Here is a 14,835-nt window from a genome sequence, read left to right on the forward strand (position 1 = left end):
CCTGCCTTTCGCAGGCGAGTATTGTCCGCACTGGTGCTCGGTCCGCTCGCTCTCGGTCTTCTCACCTATGGCGGATTGCCGTTTACCGCCTGGGTCGCTGCCTTTGCGGCCGCGATGGCCTGGGAATGGATCCAGATGTCAGATCGCGATGCACCGCCGGTCGCCTATGCGATTGCGTGCGCCACGGCCTCGGGCACTGTCCTGCTGGCCGGGCAGGTGGGCATTGCCGACGCGGTGTTCTGGGGCGCTGCGGGAACGCTGGCCAGTGCCATCGAACGCTGGCGCCGCGGCTGGTCGGTTGAAGTCGTCGGCGTGCTCTACGTCTCGCTTGCCGCGGCCCTGCTCGCTGCGATGCGCGCCGACCCGGCACACGGTCTGCACGCGGTGATCCTGCTATTCGCGATTGTCTGGGCCGCCGACAGCTTCGCCTATCTGGTCGGCACCTGGCTTGGGGGGCCCAAGCTCCTGCCGCTGGCCAGCCCGAACAAGACGTGGTCGGGCTTTCTGGCCGGCCTGACTGCCGGCCTCGTGGCGGGCCTGGCCGCTGGCGCTGTTTTCGGTCTGGACCGGCTGTCGACCGCGATATTCGCTCTGGTCGTCGCGACCGCATCGGTGGCCGGCGATCTGTCGATGTCGATCTTCAAGCGCAGTTTTGACGTCAAGGATTCCGGGACGCTTATCCCGGGCCATGGCGGTGTCCTGGACCGGGTTGATGCCCTGATGCTCGCGGTCATCGCCGCCGTCATCACGGAACGTGTTCTCCCGCTGGGCTGGGCGTCGACATGATGACGGCGCGGCGCATTTCCGTTCTCGGCGCGACGGGGTCTGTGGGGTTGGCGACGCTGGATCTGATCGAGCGCGCAGAGCCGGGGCGCTTTGAAGTCGTGGCGCTGACCGCGAACCGCAATGCGGCCGCCCTTGCCAAGCTGGCGATCCAGCACAGGGCGCGCTTTGTTGCCATCGGGGATCCGGCCGCTGCACCGGATCTGCGCGAAGCGCTGAGCGGTCATCCGGAGATCGAGATCGGGATTGGCGCTGCCGCGATCGTCGAGGCGGCCAGCCGGCCTGCGGACTGGACCATGGCGGCCATTGTCGGGGCTGCAGGCCTGAAACCCACCCTGGCAGCCTTGCGTCAGGGACGGGCCCTCGCTTTCGCCAACAAGGAGTGCCTGGTATGCGCCGGCGCGCTCTTCATGCGCGAGGCTGCGGCTTGCGGCACGCGCCTCTTGCCAGTGGATTCAGAGCATAATGCCGTCTTCCAGGTGTTTGATTTCGAGCGTCCCGAAGCGATTAGAGCCATCACACTGACCGCGTCCGGCGGTCCGTTTCGCACCTGGTCGCTCGACCGGATGCGCAGCGCCCGGCGTGGAGATGCGCTCGCGCACCCGACCTGGGAAATGGGCGCCAAGATCACGATCGACAGCGCCACCATGATGAATAAGGGGCTCGAGATTATTGAGGCCTGCTGGCTATTTGACCTGCCGCCGGAACGTGTTGATGTCGTGGTGCATCCGCAATCCATTGTCCACGGCATGGTGGAATACGAGGATGGCAGTGTTCTGGCCCAATTAGGGTCACCGGACATGCGCACCCCGATCGCCAGCGCTCTGGCCTGGCCACAGCGCATGCGTGCGCCGGTCGAGCGGCTGCGGCTCAGCGATATTGCACGCCTCGATTTTGAGGCTCCGGATGATGTCCGTTTTCCGGCACTGCGCCTGGCGCGAGCGGTCATCTCGGCGGGCGGTCCGGCACCGGCCGTATTCAACGCCGCCAATGAAATTGCCGTAGCGGCTTTCCTGCAGGGGCAGATCGGCTTCCTTGACATCGCTGCCAGCGTTGAGGAGGTTCTGGACCGAAGCCTTGTCGATGCCGGGATGCCCAAAACAGTCGGCTCATTCGACGATGTTTACGCCATCGACGCGCGGTCGCGAGAACTGGCACGCGACTTGATTGACACCAGTGCAACACTAAGAGCGCGGACACCTTCGATATGAGCCTGATTGGCAGCGGATTTCTGACCATATTCTCCTTCGTCTTCCTGATCTCCATCGTCGTGGTGATTCATGAACTCGGGCATTATTGGGCCGGCCGGGTCTGCGGTGTGCATGCCGAAGCCTTTTCTATGGGTTTTGGCCCGACGCTTGTCTCCTGGCGGGACAAGCAAGGGACGGTCTGGCGTATCGCTGCCTTTCCGCTGGGCGGCTATGTCAAATTCCTGGGCGATGCCGGTGCGGCCAGCGAGCCGGACGAGGCCAAGCTCGCCGAGATCCGGGAACGTATGGGGGCGGACGCAGAGAAATGTTATCATTTCAAACCGATCTGGCAGCGCGCCTTCATTACGGCCGCTGGACCAATCGCCAATTTCATTCTGGCGATCACGATTTTTGCCAGCCTCGCGCTCTCGCTTGGCGTCAATTATCTCGAACCGGTCGTTGGCGGCTTCACAGAAGAATCGTCGGCCGAGGAAGCCGGTTTCCAGGTGGGCGACCGGATCACGGCGATCAACGCCCAGCCGGTCAACCGGTTTCGCGACATTACCAGCGAAGTGAGCTGGCGGCCCGGTGAGCGGCTGATCTTCCAGGTCGAGCGCGATGGTGAAACCCTCGCTCTCGAGGCGGCGCCGACCCTGACCATTGTTGCCGATTCCTATGGCGGTGAACGCCAGATCGCGCGTCTGGGCATTCAGTCCACCGGTATCGCGCAGCGCCGCAGCTTCGACCCGCTCACGGCCATCGGCTACGGGATGGACCAGACCTGGACTGTGGTGTCGATGACCGGACGGTATGTCAGCTATGTGGTGACTGGCCGTTCGCCGCCGACCATGCTGAACGGTCCGCTGGGTATTGCGACCACGGCCGGACAAACCGCAATTTCCAGTGTCGAGCATGGTGAAGACGCTGCCCAAAGCCTGTTTCTCTTGCTGATAAACCTTGTGAATCTGGCCGGGTTTCTCTCCGTTGGACTGGGTTTAGTGAATCTTTTGCCGATACCGATCCTCGACGGCGGGCATCTGGTGTATTACGCCTATGAGGCGGTTGCCCGGCGTCCTTTGAGTATGAAGGCGCAGGCGATCGGTTTTCGTGTGGGTCTTGCACTTGTCCTCGGGATGATGCTTGTAGCGACCTGGAATGACCTGAATTATCTTCTCGGCCAGATTTTCTGACCGGGCCCAGCAAGCGGCGATTTTCAATGGTAAGTGTTCTGCGCGTGCTCTTTGCGACCCTGATGACCCTTGGCCTTCCGGCGGTCGTATCGGCCCAACAACCCGATCCCGCGCCGGCGGAAGCAGCGGTCGAGGCGCCAGCCGCGCTGCCGATCATCCGTCAGATCCTGGTCGAGGGCAATCAGCGCGTCGAAGTCGACACGGTTCTGTCCTATCTGCTGATCCAGCCCGGCCAGGTTGCTGATGAGCGCCTGACCAATCTGTCGATCCATACCTTGTTGGCGACCGGTCTCTTCTCCGATGCCCAGATTGAGCATCGCGGCGAAATCGTCCTCGTCAGGGTGATGGAAAACCCGATCATTAATCGCGTTGTGCTTGAAGGCAATCAGGCCATTGATGACGACAAGATTACCGATGAAATCCAGGCCCAGCCGCGCGCGATCTTCACGCTGGCGCGCGCCCAGTCGGATGTCCAACGGATCATTGAGGTCTATCGCCGCTCTGGCCGCTTTGCCGCCACGGTGACGCCCAAAATTATCGAACAGCCGCAAAACCGGGTCGATCTGGTTTTCGAAATTTCCGAAGGTCCCGTTACCGGCGTTCGCCGGATCAATTTCATCGGCAATGAATCATTTTCCGACAATCGGCTGCGCCGCGAGCTCGTGACGCGCGAATCGCGTTGGTGGCGCTTTTACGGGTCGAACGATAATTACGATCCCGACCGGCTGGAATATGACCGCGAATTGCTGCGCCAGTTCTACCAGAATCGCGGCTATGCGAACTTCCGGGTGCTGTCTGCCGTCGCCGAGCTGACGCCCGACCAGGATTCCTTCTACATCACGATCACGATTGATGAGGGCGAGGTCTATAACTTCGGCACCGTCTCGGTGAGTACAGAAATTCAGGATCTCAATGAGGATTATCTCGTCGCGCTCCTGCCCGTCCGGGAAGGGGATATCTTCCGCGGCGAGCTGATCGAGCAAAGTATCGATTCCCTGACCTTTGCCGCCGGCGTGGCGGGCTATGCCTTTGTCAATGTGCGTCCGGTGACCCAGCGTGATCGCGATGGTCGTACCGTTGAAGTTGAATTCGTGATCGATGAAGGGCCGCGGGTCTATATCGAGCGGATCGATATTGCCGGGAATACGCGCACACTCGACCGGATCGTCCGGCGCGAGCTCGACATCGTCGAGGGTGATGCCTTCAACCAGGTCCTGGTTGACCGGTCGCGCAACAATATCAGGCGGCTTGGCTTCTTTGAGGAGGTCGAGCTGGAGGAAACCCCGGGCTCTGCCCCTGACCGTGCCCGTGTGCGCGTCCAGGTCACCGAGCAGCCGACCGGCGAACTCGCCTTTGGGGCCGGCTTCTCCTCAACCGATTCCTTCCTCGTCGACTTGTCGATCTCGGAGCGTAATCTGCGCGGTCGCGGCCAGTTCCTTCGCTTCCGGGTGTCCGTTAGCGGGACGCGGGAGACGATCGATGTCCGTTTCACCGAACCGCGTTTCCTGGACCGTAATCTGGCGGCTGGTTTCGACGTTTTCCGGGTCAATTCCGACTTCCTGTCCGAAGCCTCATTCCAGACCGCATCGACCGGCGGCAGCCTGCGTCTGGGCTTCCCTGTGACGGCGCAGGCCAATCTTCAGCTGCGCTATACCCTGCGGACCGATGATGTTCAGGTCTATTCGACGGCGTCCCAGGCGCTGCGCGATCAGGCCGGCAGCCGGGTGACTTCGGTTCTGGGCTATACCCTCAACTGGTCCCGGCTGGACGACCCGATTGAACCGCATAACGGTTTCCGTTTTCAGTTCAGTCAAGATTTCGCCGGATTTGGGGGTGATGTTCGCTACGTCCAGACGGAGTTCTCCGGCTCCTACTTCAAGGGCCTGTTCGGCGACGTCGTTGCCAGCTTCAACATGAATAGCGGGTTTATCCTGCCGTGGAGCGGTGACTCAGTCCGGATCAATGATCGATTCTTCAAAGGCGGCAGCTCATTCCGCGGCTTTGAAGTCGCTGGTATCGGACCGCGTGTTGTGACTCGCGACGACACCACGGGTGAGCTTGTTCGCCGGGATGCGCTCGGTGGCAGGCTTTATGCAATCGGTTCATTGGAAGTCAATTTCCCGCTCGGCCTGCCTGAGCAATACGGTGTGCGCGGCAGCGTGTTCACCGAGTTTGGTACTCTGGGTCTGTTGGATGAGGCTGATCAGATCGATGAAGTCACGGGACAACTCTTCACCGTGGACGATCTGGCGCTTCGTGCATCAGCCGGGGTCAGCATCTTCTGGGATTCACCATTTGGTCCGGTTCGTTTCGACTTTGCCCAAGCCTTCATGCGTGAAGATTATGACAAAGCCGAATTCTTCCGTTTCAGTACTCGTACAGGGTTCTAAATAATGAAATCGTTCAAACTTTTCGTCCTTCTCCCGATCTTCCTCGCGGGCCTCGCAGCCCCGGCCATGGCGCAGCAGAATATCGCTGTGATCAATGAGCAGCGCGTCCTGCGCGAGAGCGTTGTCGGTCAGCATATCCGTACCCGTCTTGAAGCGATCGGCGCAGAAGTGCGCGCCGAGCTGACGGCAATCGGTCAACCGATCCAGCAGCAGACAGAAGCGCTGACGACCGAAACCGCTTCCATGACGCAGCAGGCGATCACGCAGCGTCCCGATCTGATGCAACGCATTGAAGCCCTGAACCAGCAGGCGCAGCAATTCGAGCTTGAGCGTCGCCGCCGCGAGCAGGAGCTTGCCCAGACCGAGCGCCAGGCCATGCAGCCGGTCTATGAGGCCCTCAACCCGATCCTTGAAGAAGTGGTTGCTTCGCGCGGCATCGATATCCTTGTCGATCGCGCCAACCTCGTCTTCTCGAGCCCGGATGTTGATATCAGCGATGCGGTCATCGCCTTGCTGAACCAGCGCCTGCCGAGTGTTCCGGTCAATCGTGTTCGCCTTCCTGAAGGTGCGCCGGCCGCGGCCCAACAATAGAATAGTCAGGACAAGCCCGTGGCAGACCTGCGGTTCTATCAGGGGCTTGGCCCGATAACGATCACAGAGATCGCCGCACTTTCGGGTGCGGCGATTTCTGATTCAGCCATCGGTTCGATGATGCTCAGCGATGTCGCACCGCTCGAAGCGGCGCAGTCTGGCAAGCTGAGCTATGCTGAATCGCACAAGGCGTTGACGGCCCATGCCGGGGGCGGCCTGGGCGGGGTCTTCCTCATCGTGCCGCCCGATCTGGCGGGACTGGCGGGGGAGATGGGCGCCTTGAGTTTGACCCACCCCGCGCCGCGGCAGGCATTTTCCCGTATTGGGTCACATCTGTTTTCGCTGCGCGGGTTTGAGGGCACAGACCGCCAACATCCCGACGCCGACTGCCATGAGGCCGCGCGGATTGCGCCGGGCGCTGTGATTGCTGCGGGTGCCTCGATCGGCGAGGGGGTCTCGATTGGTGCCAATGCGGCTATCGGGCCGGGTTGCCGGATTGGCCGTTTCACCTCGATCGGCGCCAATGTCACGATCAGCTGCGCCGATATCGGTGAGCATTGCAATATTCTTGCGGGTGCCGTGATTGGCGAGGCCGGTTTCGGTGTCGCAGTATCGGGTGGAAGCGTCATCGATGTGCCGCATCTGGGGACCGTGCGGATAGGGGATCATGTGACCGTAGGAGCCAATTCAGCGATTGATCGCGGCGTCTTCGGCGAAACCCGTATCGGTGACGGCTGCAAGATCGATAATCTTTGCCATATCGCTCACAATGTCAGTCTTGGTGATGCCTGCCTGATGCCAGCCTTTGCAGGCGTCTCCGGCAGCACGCGGATCGGCCGGGGCGTCATGTTTGGTGGCCGGGTGGGTGTGTCCGACCATGTCGTGATCGGCGACGGGGCCCGCATTGGTGCCAATTCAGCCGTGATGGCCGACGTGCCGGCTGGCGAGACCTATGCCGGCGCGCCCGCCCAGCCTATTCGTCAACACATGCGTGAGATCGCCGAAATTCGCCGCATGGTGCGCGCCCGCGCAAAAGCCAGGACCGGGGAGTAAACGCGTGTCTGAACGCATTGAAAATACTGAAATTCTCAAACTTCTACCGCACCGTTACCCGTTTTTGCTGATCGATGCCGCGGAAGATTATGTCGAAGGGCAATCAATCACCGGCATCAAGGCGGTGACCGCGAATGAACCCTTCTTTCCCGGCCATTTTCCAGGCAATCCGGTCATGCCGGGTGTGCTGATGATCGAGGCGATGGCCCAGACGGGCGCGGTTTTGATGTACAAGACGCTGAAGGCGTCGCCCGATAGTGCCACAGTGTTTTTTGTCGGCGCCGACAAGGTCAAATTCCGCTTTCCGGTCCGTCCGGGCATGATGTTGCGGCTGAATGTGGTCGTAACCGCTGCCCGCCATGGCCTGTTCAAATTCCGCGGTGAAGGTTTCGCCGATGGCAACAAGGCCGTCCAGGCTGAATTTTCCGCGAAGGCAATTGCACACTGATGGACGCAACCAATATTCACCCCACCGCCATTGTCTCCTCCGATGCCCGGATTGGTGAAGGAGTCGAGATCGGCCCCTTCTGCATCGTCGGCCCCAATGTCATCCTGCACGACCGCGTCCGGCTGGTCTCGCACGCGACCGTCGATGGCTATACCGAGATCGGTGATGACTGCGTGCTGTATCCGGGCGTGCATCTGGGCCATCCGCCGCAGGACTTCAAATACCAGGGCGAGGAAACATGGCTCATCCTGGGGCAGCGCAATATCATGCGCGAGGGTGTGACGATGCATCCCGGGACAGCCTTCGACAAGGCGCGCACGATTGTCGGGAATGATTGCTATTTCATGGCCGGCTCGCACATCGCCCATGACTGCATCGTGGGCGACCGCGTTGTGCTGGCCAATGGCGCCCAGATCGCGGGCTCGTCCCAGATTGGTGACCATGTCATTTTTGGCGGTCTGTCCGGCGTGGTCCAGAAGACCCGCGTTGGCCGGCACGCCTTTATCGGCGCGATGACCAAGGTCGCCGCCGATGTGATCCCCTACGGATCGGTCAATGGCAATGATGCCTATCTGGTGGGGCTGAACGTGGTCGGGCTGAAACGCCGGGGCATGCCGCGCGAGGCGCTGCGTGATCTGCGCGCCGCCTACCGCTTGCTGTTTGCCGAGGAGGGCACCTTCCAGGAACGCCTCTCCGATGCCGCCGAACTTTATTCCCACAATGACCATGTGATGGAGATCATCGCCTTTATCCGCGCCTCGTCGAAACGCGCGCTTTGTATGCCCCATGCCTGATCAACCGCACTGGACCCGGCTTGGCCTGGTCGCCGGTGGCGGCGATTTGCCGGTCGAGATCGCGCACGCCATGGCCGGAATGAATCCGTTCATCGTGCGGGTGAAAGGCTTCGGCACGGACCCGTTCGAGGGGTTTGAGAGCGTCGAGAAATCGATCGGCCAGATTGGCGGTATCCTCAAGGCGCTCAAGGCGGCGGGCTGCGACGCGCTGTGTTTTGCCGGTTATGTGACCCGGCCCGACATCAAGGATCTGCAGATGGATGCGCGCGGGCTTGTGCTCGTGCCCAAGGCCCTGGCCGCTGGCCGCAAGGGCGATGACGCCATCTTGCGGGTGGTGATCGAGGAATTCGAACAGGCCGGCCTGACCGTGATTGGCGCCAATGAAGTGCTCAAATCGCTGGCCCCCGGCGCCGGTGTCCTGACACGAACTGCGCCGTCCCAGGCCGACCAGGCTGATATCGACAAGGCCCTGGCCACCGCGCGTCATATGGGTGAGATGGATATCGGTCAGGCTGCTGTGGTCGCTCGCGGGACGGTTCTCGCGGTCGAGGCCCAGGAGGGCACCAATCCGATGCTCGACCGGCTGGTTGAACTGCCCGGCCATTTGCGCGGCCAGGCCGGTGAACGTTTTGGTGTGCTGGCCAAGACGCCCAAACCCATCCAGGAACGGCGCATCGACTTGCCAACGATCGGTCTGGAAACCGTCGTGCGCTGCGAGCGTGCCGGGCTGGCGGGCATTGCGCTTGAAGCGGGCGGCGCGCTGATCGTCAATCGCGAGGCCGTGATCGAGGCGCTCGACGCTGTCGGCATGTTCCTGGTGGTCAGCGAGGCGGGCCAATGACAACGCCGCTCGTCTATATCGTCGCCGCCGAACGTTCCGGAGAATTGCTCGGCGCCGACCTGATCCGATCCTTGCGCAAGGAGCGCGGGGACGGGCTCGATTTTGCCGGGGTTGGCGGCGCCGCGATGGCCGCTGAAGGCGTTGAGACCTCGGTTGATATTGACGGGCTGGCGATTATTGGCTGGATTGGCGGCCTGCTGGCCTGGCGCCGCGTCAAGGAGCGCGTGGCGCTTACCGTCGCCGATATTCTCGCGCGCAAGCCCGATGTCGTGGTGCTGATCGATAGCTGGGGCTTCATGCTGCGGGTTGCCCAGGGCGTCCGCGCCGCCGACCCTTCGATCAAATTGATCAAATATGTCGGCCCGCAAGTCTTCGCGACCCGGCCGGGCCGCGCGAGGACACTCGCCGCGACCGTCGACCACTTGCTGTCCATCGTCAGTTTCGATGCGCCTTTCTATACCGATTTCGGCCTGCCTGTGACCTTTGTCGGTAATCCGACGCTTGAGCGCATGACGGTCGGCGACGGGGCCGCTTTCCGGGCCAGCCATGGTCTGGCCGCGGATGCGCAGGCCATGCTGGTCCTGTTCGGCAGCCGGCCGGCGGAAATCCGGCGCATGTATGATGTGATGGTGCAGGCGATCGAGCGCATCCTGCGCCGCCAGCCGGACTTGAAAATCGTCATCGTGCTGGCCGAGCCGGTTGCGCACATCGTGCAGGCGCGTCTGCAGATTGATACCCGCATGCCCGACGACATCATCATTGTCAGTGAAGCGGAAAAGGCCGACGCATTCGCGGCCGTTGACCTGGCGCTGGCGTGTTCCGGTACGGTGATCACCGAGCTGGCGACCACCGGCGTGCCAACTGTCGCGGCCTACCGGCTGGGCTGGATCACCTGGGCGCTGATCCGCATGCTCAATGTGATGAAATCGCCCTATACCACGCTGGTGAATATGGCGTCGGACTCCAACCTCGTGCTCGAGCACGTCCAGACCCGCTGTACGCCGCCGCGGCTGGCCGCCTCGACGCAGAGCCTGCTGGACTCTCCGGAGCGGCGGCAGAAGATCAGCCAGGCGCTGCGCCAGGCGACCGACGAGATGCGCGGCGAGGGCAAGGCCAGCGATCGCGCGGCCGAAATCGTGCTGCAATACCTGCCCCGGACCTGATCGCCGTCCTCAGCGCCAACTTCCTGACACCAGACCACAAAAAAGGCCGCCCGATACTGGGGCGGCCTTTCTCATGATTGATCGGTGGTGGTTCAGCCGCGCTTGTTGAGCATGACATAATCGCGCGGTGTGGCGCCGGTGAAAAGCTGGCGTGGACGGCCGATCTTCTGGGATGGATCCTCGATCATTTCCGACCATTGAGCGATCCAGCCGACGGTGCGCGCAACGGCGAACAGCACGGTGAACATCTCGGTCGGGAAGCCCATCGCGCGCAGCGTGATGCCCGAATAGAAATCGATATTCGGATAGAGTTTCTTCTCGACGAAATACGGGTCTTCCAGGGCGATGCGCTCGAGCTCGAGGGCGACCTGGAGCAGCGGGTCATTGCCGTGGCCGGTGATCTCCAGCACTTCATGACAGGTATCGCGCATCACGGTGGCGCGTGGATCGTAGTTTTTATAGACGCGGTGTCCAAAGCCCATCAGGCGGAAAGGATCATTCTTGTCCTTGGCCTTGGCGATATATTCCGGAATGCGGTCAACAGTGCCGATTTCCTCGAGCATGTTGAGCGCGGCTTCATTGGCACCGCCATGGGCAGGGCCCCAGAGCGAGGCAATCCCGGCTGCGATACAGGCGAAGGGATTGGCGCCCGACGAACCGGCCAGGCGGACGGTCGAGGTCGAGGCGTTTTGCTCATGGTCGGCATGGAGGATGAAAATCCGGTCCATCGCGCGGGCCATGACGGCATTGGCTTCATAATCTTCCGCCGGGACGGCGAAGCACATGCGCAGGAAATTGGCCGCATAGTCCATGTCATTGCGTGGACTGATGAAGGGCTGGCCGATCGCGTATTTGAACGCGCGCGCCGCGATCGTCGGCATTTTGGCGATCATGCGATGGCTGGCAATCGTGCGCAGCTTGGGATCGGTGACGTCCGTGCTGTCGTTATAGAAGGCTGACAGCGCACCGACGGTCCCGACCATGATGGCCATTGGGTGGGCGTCGCGGCGGAAGCCCCGGAAGAACTGGTCGAATTGGTCGTGCAGCATGGAGTGGCGACGGATTGTCCAGTCGAAATCCTGCAACTGGCCAGGCGTCGGCAGTTCGCCGTGCATCAGCAGATAGCAGACTTCGATGAAGGACGAGCCCTTCGCCAATTGCTCGATTGGATAACCGCGATAGAGCAGGACGCCCTTGTCGCCGTCGATATAGGTGATCTGGCTCTCGCAGCTGCCCGTCGAGGTGAAACCCGGGTCATAGGTGAACATGCCGGTCTTGCGGTAGAGCGAACGGATGTCGATGACATCAGGCCCGATCTCGCCGCTGAGCACGGGAAACTCAACGCTCGTACCATTATAGGTGAGCGTCGCGGAACCGTTCGGTTTGGCCTTGCTTTCCATCATGTTTTCCCTGTCTGGCGGCCGCCGGCATCAGATGCCCGGCGACAATTGATCCTTGATTCGGCCCAGCACCTCATCGCGGCCAAGGACGGCCATGACGAGTGCGAGGTCCGGGGCGGGTGCCCCACCGGTCAGGACCGCACGGAGCGGCTGGCCGATTTTGCCAAATCCGACACTTTCGGACTCGGCGAATTGCTTGAGCAGGCTTGCGAGCGATGCATCATTCCACGCATCGGTTTCCACGAGCCGTGTGAAAAGGCGGTTAAGACGCGCGCAGGCAGTCTCATCCAATTGTTTGGCAAGCTTGGTTTCGAGCTGAAACGGGCGCGCTTTCACAAGGAAATACGCCTGCTGGGCCAGTTCGGCCAGCGTCGCTGCGCGGGTTTTGAGTGCCGGCATCGCATTTCTTATGCGGTCCGCCTTCAGGGCCGCATCATCGATCTGCCCGTCCAGCCCTTTCAGGAAAGGTGTCACGAGCTCACAAAGGCGCGCATCATCGGCCTGGGCGATATGATGGGCATTGATGTGCGACAGTTTGTCCAGGTCGAGCCGGGAGGGCGATTTATTGAGACCGCCCATGTCGAAGGCCGCAATGGCTTCACTATCGGTGAAGAATTCCTGGTCGCCATGGGACCAGCCCAGCCGCAGCAGATAATTGCGCAAGCCTTCGGGCAGATAGCCCATATCGCGATAGGCTTCCGCACCCAGCGCGCCATGGCGCTTGGACAATTTCTTGCCGTCGGGCCCATGGATCAGCGGAATATGGGCGAAGACCGGGCGTTTCCAGCCCATCGCGTCATAGATTTGCGCCTGACGGCCGGCATTCACCAGATGATCATCGCCGCGAATGATGTGGGTGATGTCCATATCATGATCATCGACGACGACAGCGAGATTATAGGTCGGGCTCATATCGCTGCGCAGCAGGACCAGGTCGTCGAATTCCTTGGCCGCCCAGCGCACTTCGCCCTGGACCGCATCTTCGACCAGCATGTCTTCATCACTGGCGCGGAAGCGGACGACGAAAGGGGCGCCCTCGGGGGCATCAGCCGGATCGCGATCACGCCATGGCGAACGCAGGGCGCGGCCTTCATCGAAGGCCGCAGCGCGCAGTGCATCAACTTCATCGGCGTCGCAATAACAGCGAAACGCGTGACCGGACGCAACCATTTGTTGTGCAATCTCGACATGCCTGTCGGCGCGGCTATATTGGGAGACGAGATCGCCATCCCAGCCGAGGCCGAGCCAGCTCAGCCCGTCCTGGATTGCATCAATGGCCGGCTGGGTCGAGCGCGCCCGGTCCGTGTCCTCGATACGCAGCAGGAATTGCCCGCCATGATGGCGCGCAAACAGCCAGTTGAACAGGGCCGTGCGGGCGCCGCCAATGTGAAGGAAGCCCGTCGGGGAGGGAGCAAACCGGGTGCGGATCATGGTTTTCAAGTGTTGCATCTGCGAGATCATGCTGCGCTGCAAGAAGAATATCGTTTGTTAGCATGATTACCGGCGGTGGCGATAGGGGTTAGGCAGGGAGGATCTGGCCGGTGAGACAGCCCGGGCCCGGATATGGTGTGAGGCCGCCCGCCGCCGCGGTGGTCTTCGTGCAGGCCGGGCGGCCGGCCATGATCGCCGCGCTCGGTTTTTCGGCCGGTTGTGCCGTGTATTTCGCGCTGCCGTCCGAGCCATCCGCCCTGTGGGCTGTCGCTCTGGCTGTGCTGGCGATCACCGGTTTACTGGCCGCGCGGTCCATCACCCGGGGTGCGGCCCTGAGCCTGGCCGCGCTGGCGCTGCTGGCTCTGGCAGGCGGGCTGGCGCGGGCCCAGCAGCGCAGCCACGCGCTGGGTGCAGGGTCCGGCGTGGCGCTGAGCTTTGGGCGGCCAATGGCGGTCACCGGCTGGCTTGAAGCGGTGGAGCGCAACAGCCGCGGCCGGGCCCGCCTCTCCATCCGCCTGCCCCGCGAAGACGGCGCCCCGGCCCGGCGGGTCCGGGTGCTGGCTGCGGAGCCAGACCTGCCGCCGGGCGCGGCGGTGAGCATTCTCGCCATTCTGGAACGGCCCCGGCGCGCGCCGGTTCCGGGCAGTTATGATTTTCGCTTCAACGCCTATTTCGCCGGTATTGTCGGCAGTGGTTTCGCGATTGCGCCGCTTGAAGCCGGTCCTGAACTGGACCAGGACGCGCCGGCGCGGGCGATCGCGCGCTGGCGCTGGCAGATCGCCGGGCATTTGCGCGCTCGTCTGCCAGGCCGCAATGGCGCCATGGCGGCAGCCCTGCTGACCGGCGACCGTTCTGGGCTCACGCCTGATGTCAGCGACACATTGCGCGCCGCCGGTCTCGGGCATGTCCTGGCGATATCGGGCATGCATATGGCCTTGTTCGCGGGCGGGATTTTCCTGATTTTACGCTTCGGTCTCGCTGCCATCACCCCCTGGGCGCGGCGTTTTGATGCCGCCGGGCCGGCGGCGATCGGCGCGCTTCTGGCCGGAGCGGGCTATTTCATCCTGTCGGGCGGGGCCATCCCGACCCAGCGTGCCTTCCTGATGGCGGCGGCGGTGCTGACCGGCGTGCTGGTCGGGCGCCGGGCGCTGTCGCTGCACACATTGGCCCTGGCGATGATCTTCGTGCTCGCCCTGCAGCCCGAGGCGGTGCGTGCGGCGGGCTTCCACATGTCCTTTGCGGCGGTGGCCGCGCTGATCGCCTGTGCCGATATCTGGCGCCAGAAGCGGCGCCCGCCAGCCCCCTTCGGCCTCGGCCGCGGCACCCTGTCGGTGCTGGGCGGATTGAGCCTGACCAGTGTGATCGCCGGTTTCGCGACATCGGGCTTTGCCGCCTTCCATTTTCATCGCATTGCCGGCTACGGCCTGATCGGCAATCTTCTGGCCATGCCGGTTTTTACCTTCATGGTCATGCCGGCAGGCGTCGCGGCGCTTTTCCTGATGCCCTTCGGCCTCGATCAACCGGCGCTGCATGTGATGAGCTTTGGCCTGGATATCATGTT

The 14,835-nt window shown here is 62.3% G+C and carries 13 protein-coding genes; 11 read left to right on the plus strand and 2 right to left on the minus strand.

What is annotated here, in order from left to right; translation table 11 throughout:
• Positions 1-21 precede the first annotated feature (21 nt).
• Genes ACN0YJ_RS08360 through lpxB form a run of 10 tightly spaced genes read left to right on the plus strand, consistent with a single transcriptional unit; the run spans position 22 to position 10,443 of the window.
• Positions 22-786, plus strand: coding sequence for a phosphatidate cytidylyltransferase (locus tag ACN0YJ_RS08360; RefSeq protein ID WP_417495913.1), 765 nt, complete (start codon positions 22-24; stop codon positions 784-786).
• Entirely contained in the window at positions 786-1,994 is a 1,209-nt protein-coding gene (dxr, locus tag ACN0YJ_RS08365) for a 1-deoxy-D-xylulose-5-phosphate reductoisomerase (protein WP_417495922.1), read from the plus strand. Before ACN0YJ_RS08360 ends, dxr begins: the two co-directional genes overlap by 1 nt.
• Positions 1,991-3,163 (plus strand): M50 family metallopeptidase, encoded by a 1,173-nt coding sequence (locus ACN0YJ_RS08370; protein WP_417495914.1) that lies wholly within the window; start codon positions 1,991-1,993, stop codon positions 3,161-3,163. The genes dxr and ACN0YJ_RS08370 overlap by 4 nt, the downstream gene beginning before the upstream one ends.
• Before the next feature lie 26 nt (positions 3,164-3,189).
• Positions 3,190-5,553: an outer membrane protein assembly factor BamA gene (bamA, locus tag ACN0YJ_RS08375; protein WP_417475989.1), complete on the plus strand. Its 2,364-nt coding sequence runs from the start codon at positions 3,190-3,192 to the stop codon at positions 5,551-5,553.
• 3 nt (positions 5,554-5,556) lie between these two features.
• Positions 5,557-6,144 carry an OmpH family outer membrane protein gene (locus ACN0YJ_RS08380; protein ID WP_417495915.1) on the plus strand — a complete coding sequence of 196 codons (588 nt, stop codon included), beginning with the start codon at positions 5,557-5,559 and terminating at the stop codon, positions 6,142-6,144.
• Between the two features lie 18 nt (positions 6,145-6,162).
• Positions 6,163-7,197 carry a UDP-3-O-(3-hydroxymyristoyl)glucosamine N-acyltransferase gene (lpxD, locus tag ACN0YJ_RS08385; RefSeq protein ID WP_417495916.1) on the plus strand — a complete coding sequence of 345 codons (1,035 nt, stop codon included), beginning with the start codon at positions 6,163-6,165 and terminating at the stop codon, positions 7,195-7,197.
• 4 nt (positions 7,198-7,201) lie between these two features.
• Positions 7,202-7,645 carry a 3-hydroxyacyl-ACP dehydratase FabZ gene (fabZ, locus tag ACN0YJ_RS08390; protein ID WP_417495917.1) on the plus strand — a complete coding sequence of 148 codons (444 nt, stop codon included), beginning with the start codon at positions 7,202-7,204 and terminating at the stop codon, positions 7,643-7,645.
• Positions 7,645-8,439: an acyl-ACP--UDP-N-acetylglucosamine O-acyltransferase gene (gene lpxA / locus ACN0YJ_RS08395; RefSeq protein ID WP_417475995.1), complete on the plus strand. Its 795-nt coding sequence runs from the start codon at positions 7,645-7,647 to the stop codon at positions 8,437-8,439. Before fabZ ends, lpxA begins: the two co-directional genes overlap by 1 nt.
• Positions 8,432-9,280, plus strand: a complete 849-nt coding sequence (locus ACN0YJ_RS08400; RefSeq protein ID WP_417495918.1) for an LpxI family protein — start codon at positions 8,432-8,434, stop codon at positions 9,278-9,280. The genes lpxA and ACN0YJ_RS08400 overlap by 8 nt, the downstream gene beginning before the upstream one ends.
• Entirely contained in the window at positions 9,277-10,443 is a 1,167-nt protein-coding gene (gene lpxB, locus ACN0YJ_RS08405) for a lipid-A-disaccharide synthase (RefSeq protein ID WP_417495919.1), read from the plus strand. Before ACN0YJ_RS08400 ends, lpxB begins: the two co-directional genes overlap by 4 nt.
• Positions 10,444-10,535: 92 nt before the next feature.
• On the opposite strand, the gene gltA is transcribed toward lpxB, so the two are convergent.
• On the minus strand, positions 10,536-11,843 hold the full coding sequence (gltA, locus tag ACN0YJ_RS08410; protein WP_417476382.1) for a citrate synthase: 1,308 nt from the start codon (positions 11,841-11,843) through the stop codon (positions 10,536-10,538).
• Between the two features lie 30 nt (positions 11,844-11,873).
• A complete protein-coding gene (gltX, locus tag ACN0YJ_RS08415) occupies positions 11,874-13,292 on the minus strand; it encodes a glutamate--tRNA ligase (RefSeq protein WP_417495920.1) in 1,419 nt (472 codons plus the stop codon).
• Between the two features lie 119 nt (positions 13,293-13,411).
• Here gltX and ACN0YJ_RS08420 point away from each other — a divergent pair.
• A partial coding sequence (locus ACN0YJ_RS08420; protein ID WP_417495921.1) for a ComEC/Rec2 family competence protein occupies positions 13,412-14,835 on the plus strand: 1,424 nt, incomplete at its 3' end.

The organism is Maricaulis sp. (genome assembly GCF_048270095.1).
Taxonomy (GTDB): Bacteria; Pseudomonadota; Alphaproteobacteria; order Caulobacterales; family Maricaulaceae; genus Maricaulis.

Excerpts from the sequence above, each read along its gene's own strand:
- dxr (WP_417495922.1), top strand. The coding sequence starts at position 786 with ATGACGGCGCGGCGCATTTCCGTTCTCGGCGCGACGGGGTCTGTGGGG.
- ACN0YJ_RS08370 (WP_417495914.1), top strand. The coding sequence starts at position 1,991 with ATGAGCCTGATTGGCAGCGGATTTCTGACCATATTCTCCTTCGTCTTC.
- bamA (WP_417475989.1), top strand. The coding sequence starts at position 3,190 with ATGGTAAGTGTTCTGCGCGTGCTCTTTGCGACCCTGATGACCCTTGGC.
- ACN0YJ_RS08380 (WP_417495915.1), top strand. The coding sequence starts at position 5,557 with ATGAAATCGTTCAAACTTTTCGTCCTTCTCCCGATCTTCCTCGCGGGC.
- lpxA (WP_417475995.1), top strand. The coding sequence starts at position 7,645 with ATGGACGCAACCAATATTCACCCCACCGCCATTGTCTCCTCCGATGCC.
- ACN0YJ_RS08400 (WP_417495918.1), top strand. The coding sequence starts at position 8,432 with ATGCCTGATCAACCGCACTGGACCCGGCTTGGCCTGGTCGCCGGTGGC.
- lpxB (WP_417495919.1), top strand. The coding sequence starts at position 9,277 with ATGACAACGCCGCTCGTCTATATCGTCGCCGCCGAACGTTCCGGAGAA.
- gltA (WP_417476382.1), bottom strand. The coding sequence starts at position 11,843 with ATGGAAAGCAAGGCCAAACCGAACGGTTCCGCGACGCTCACCTATAAT.
- gltX (WP_417495920.1), bottom strand. The coding sequence starts at position 13,292 with ATGCAACACTTGAAAACCATGATCCGCACCCGGTTTGCTCCCTCCCCG.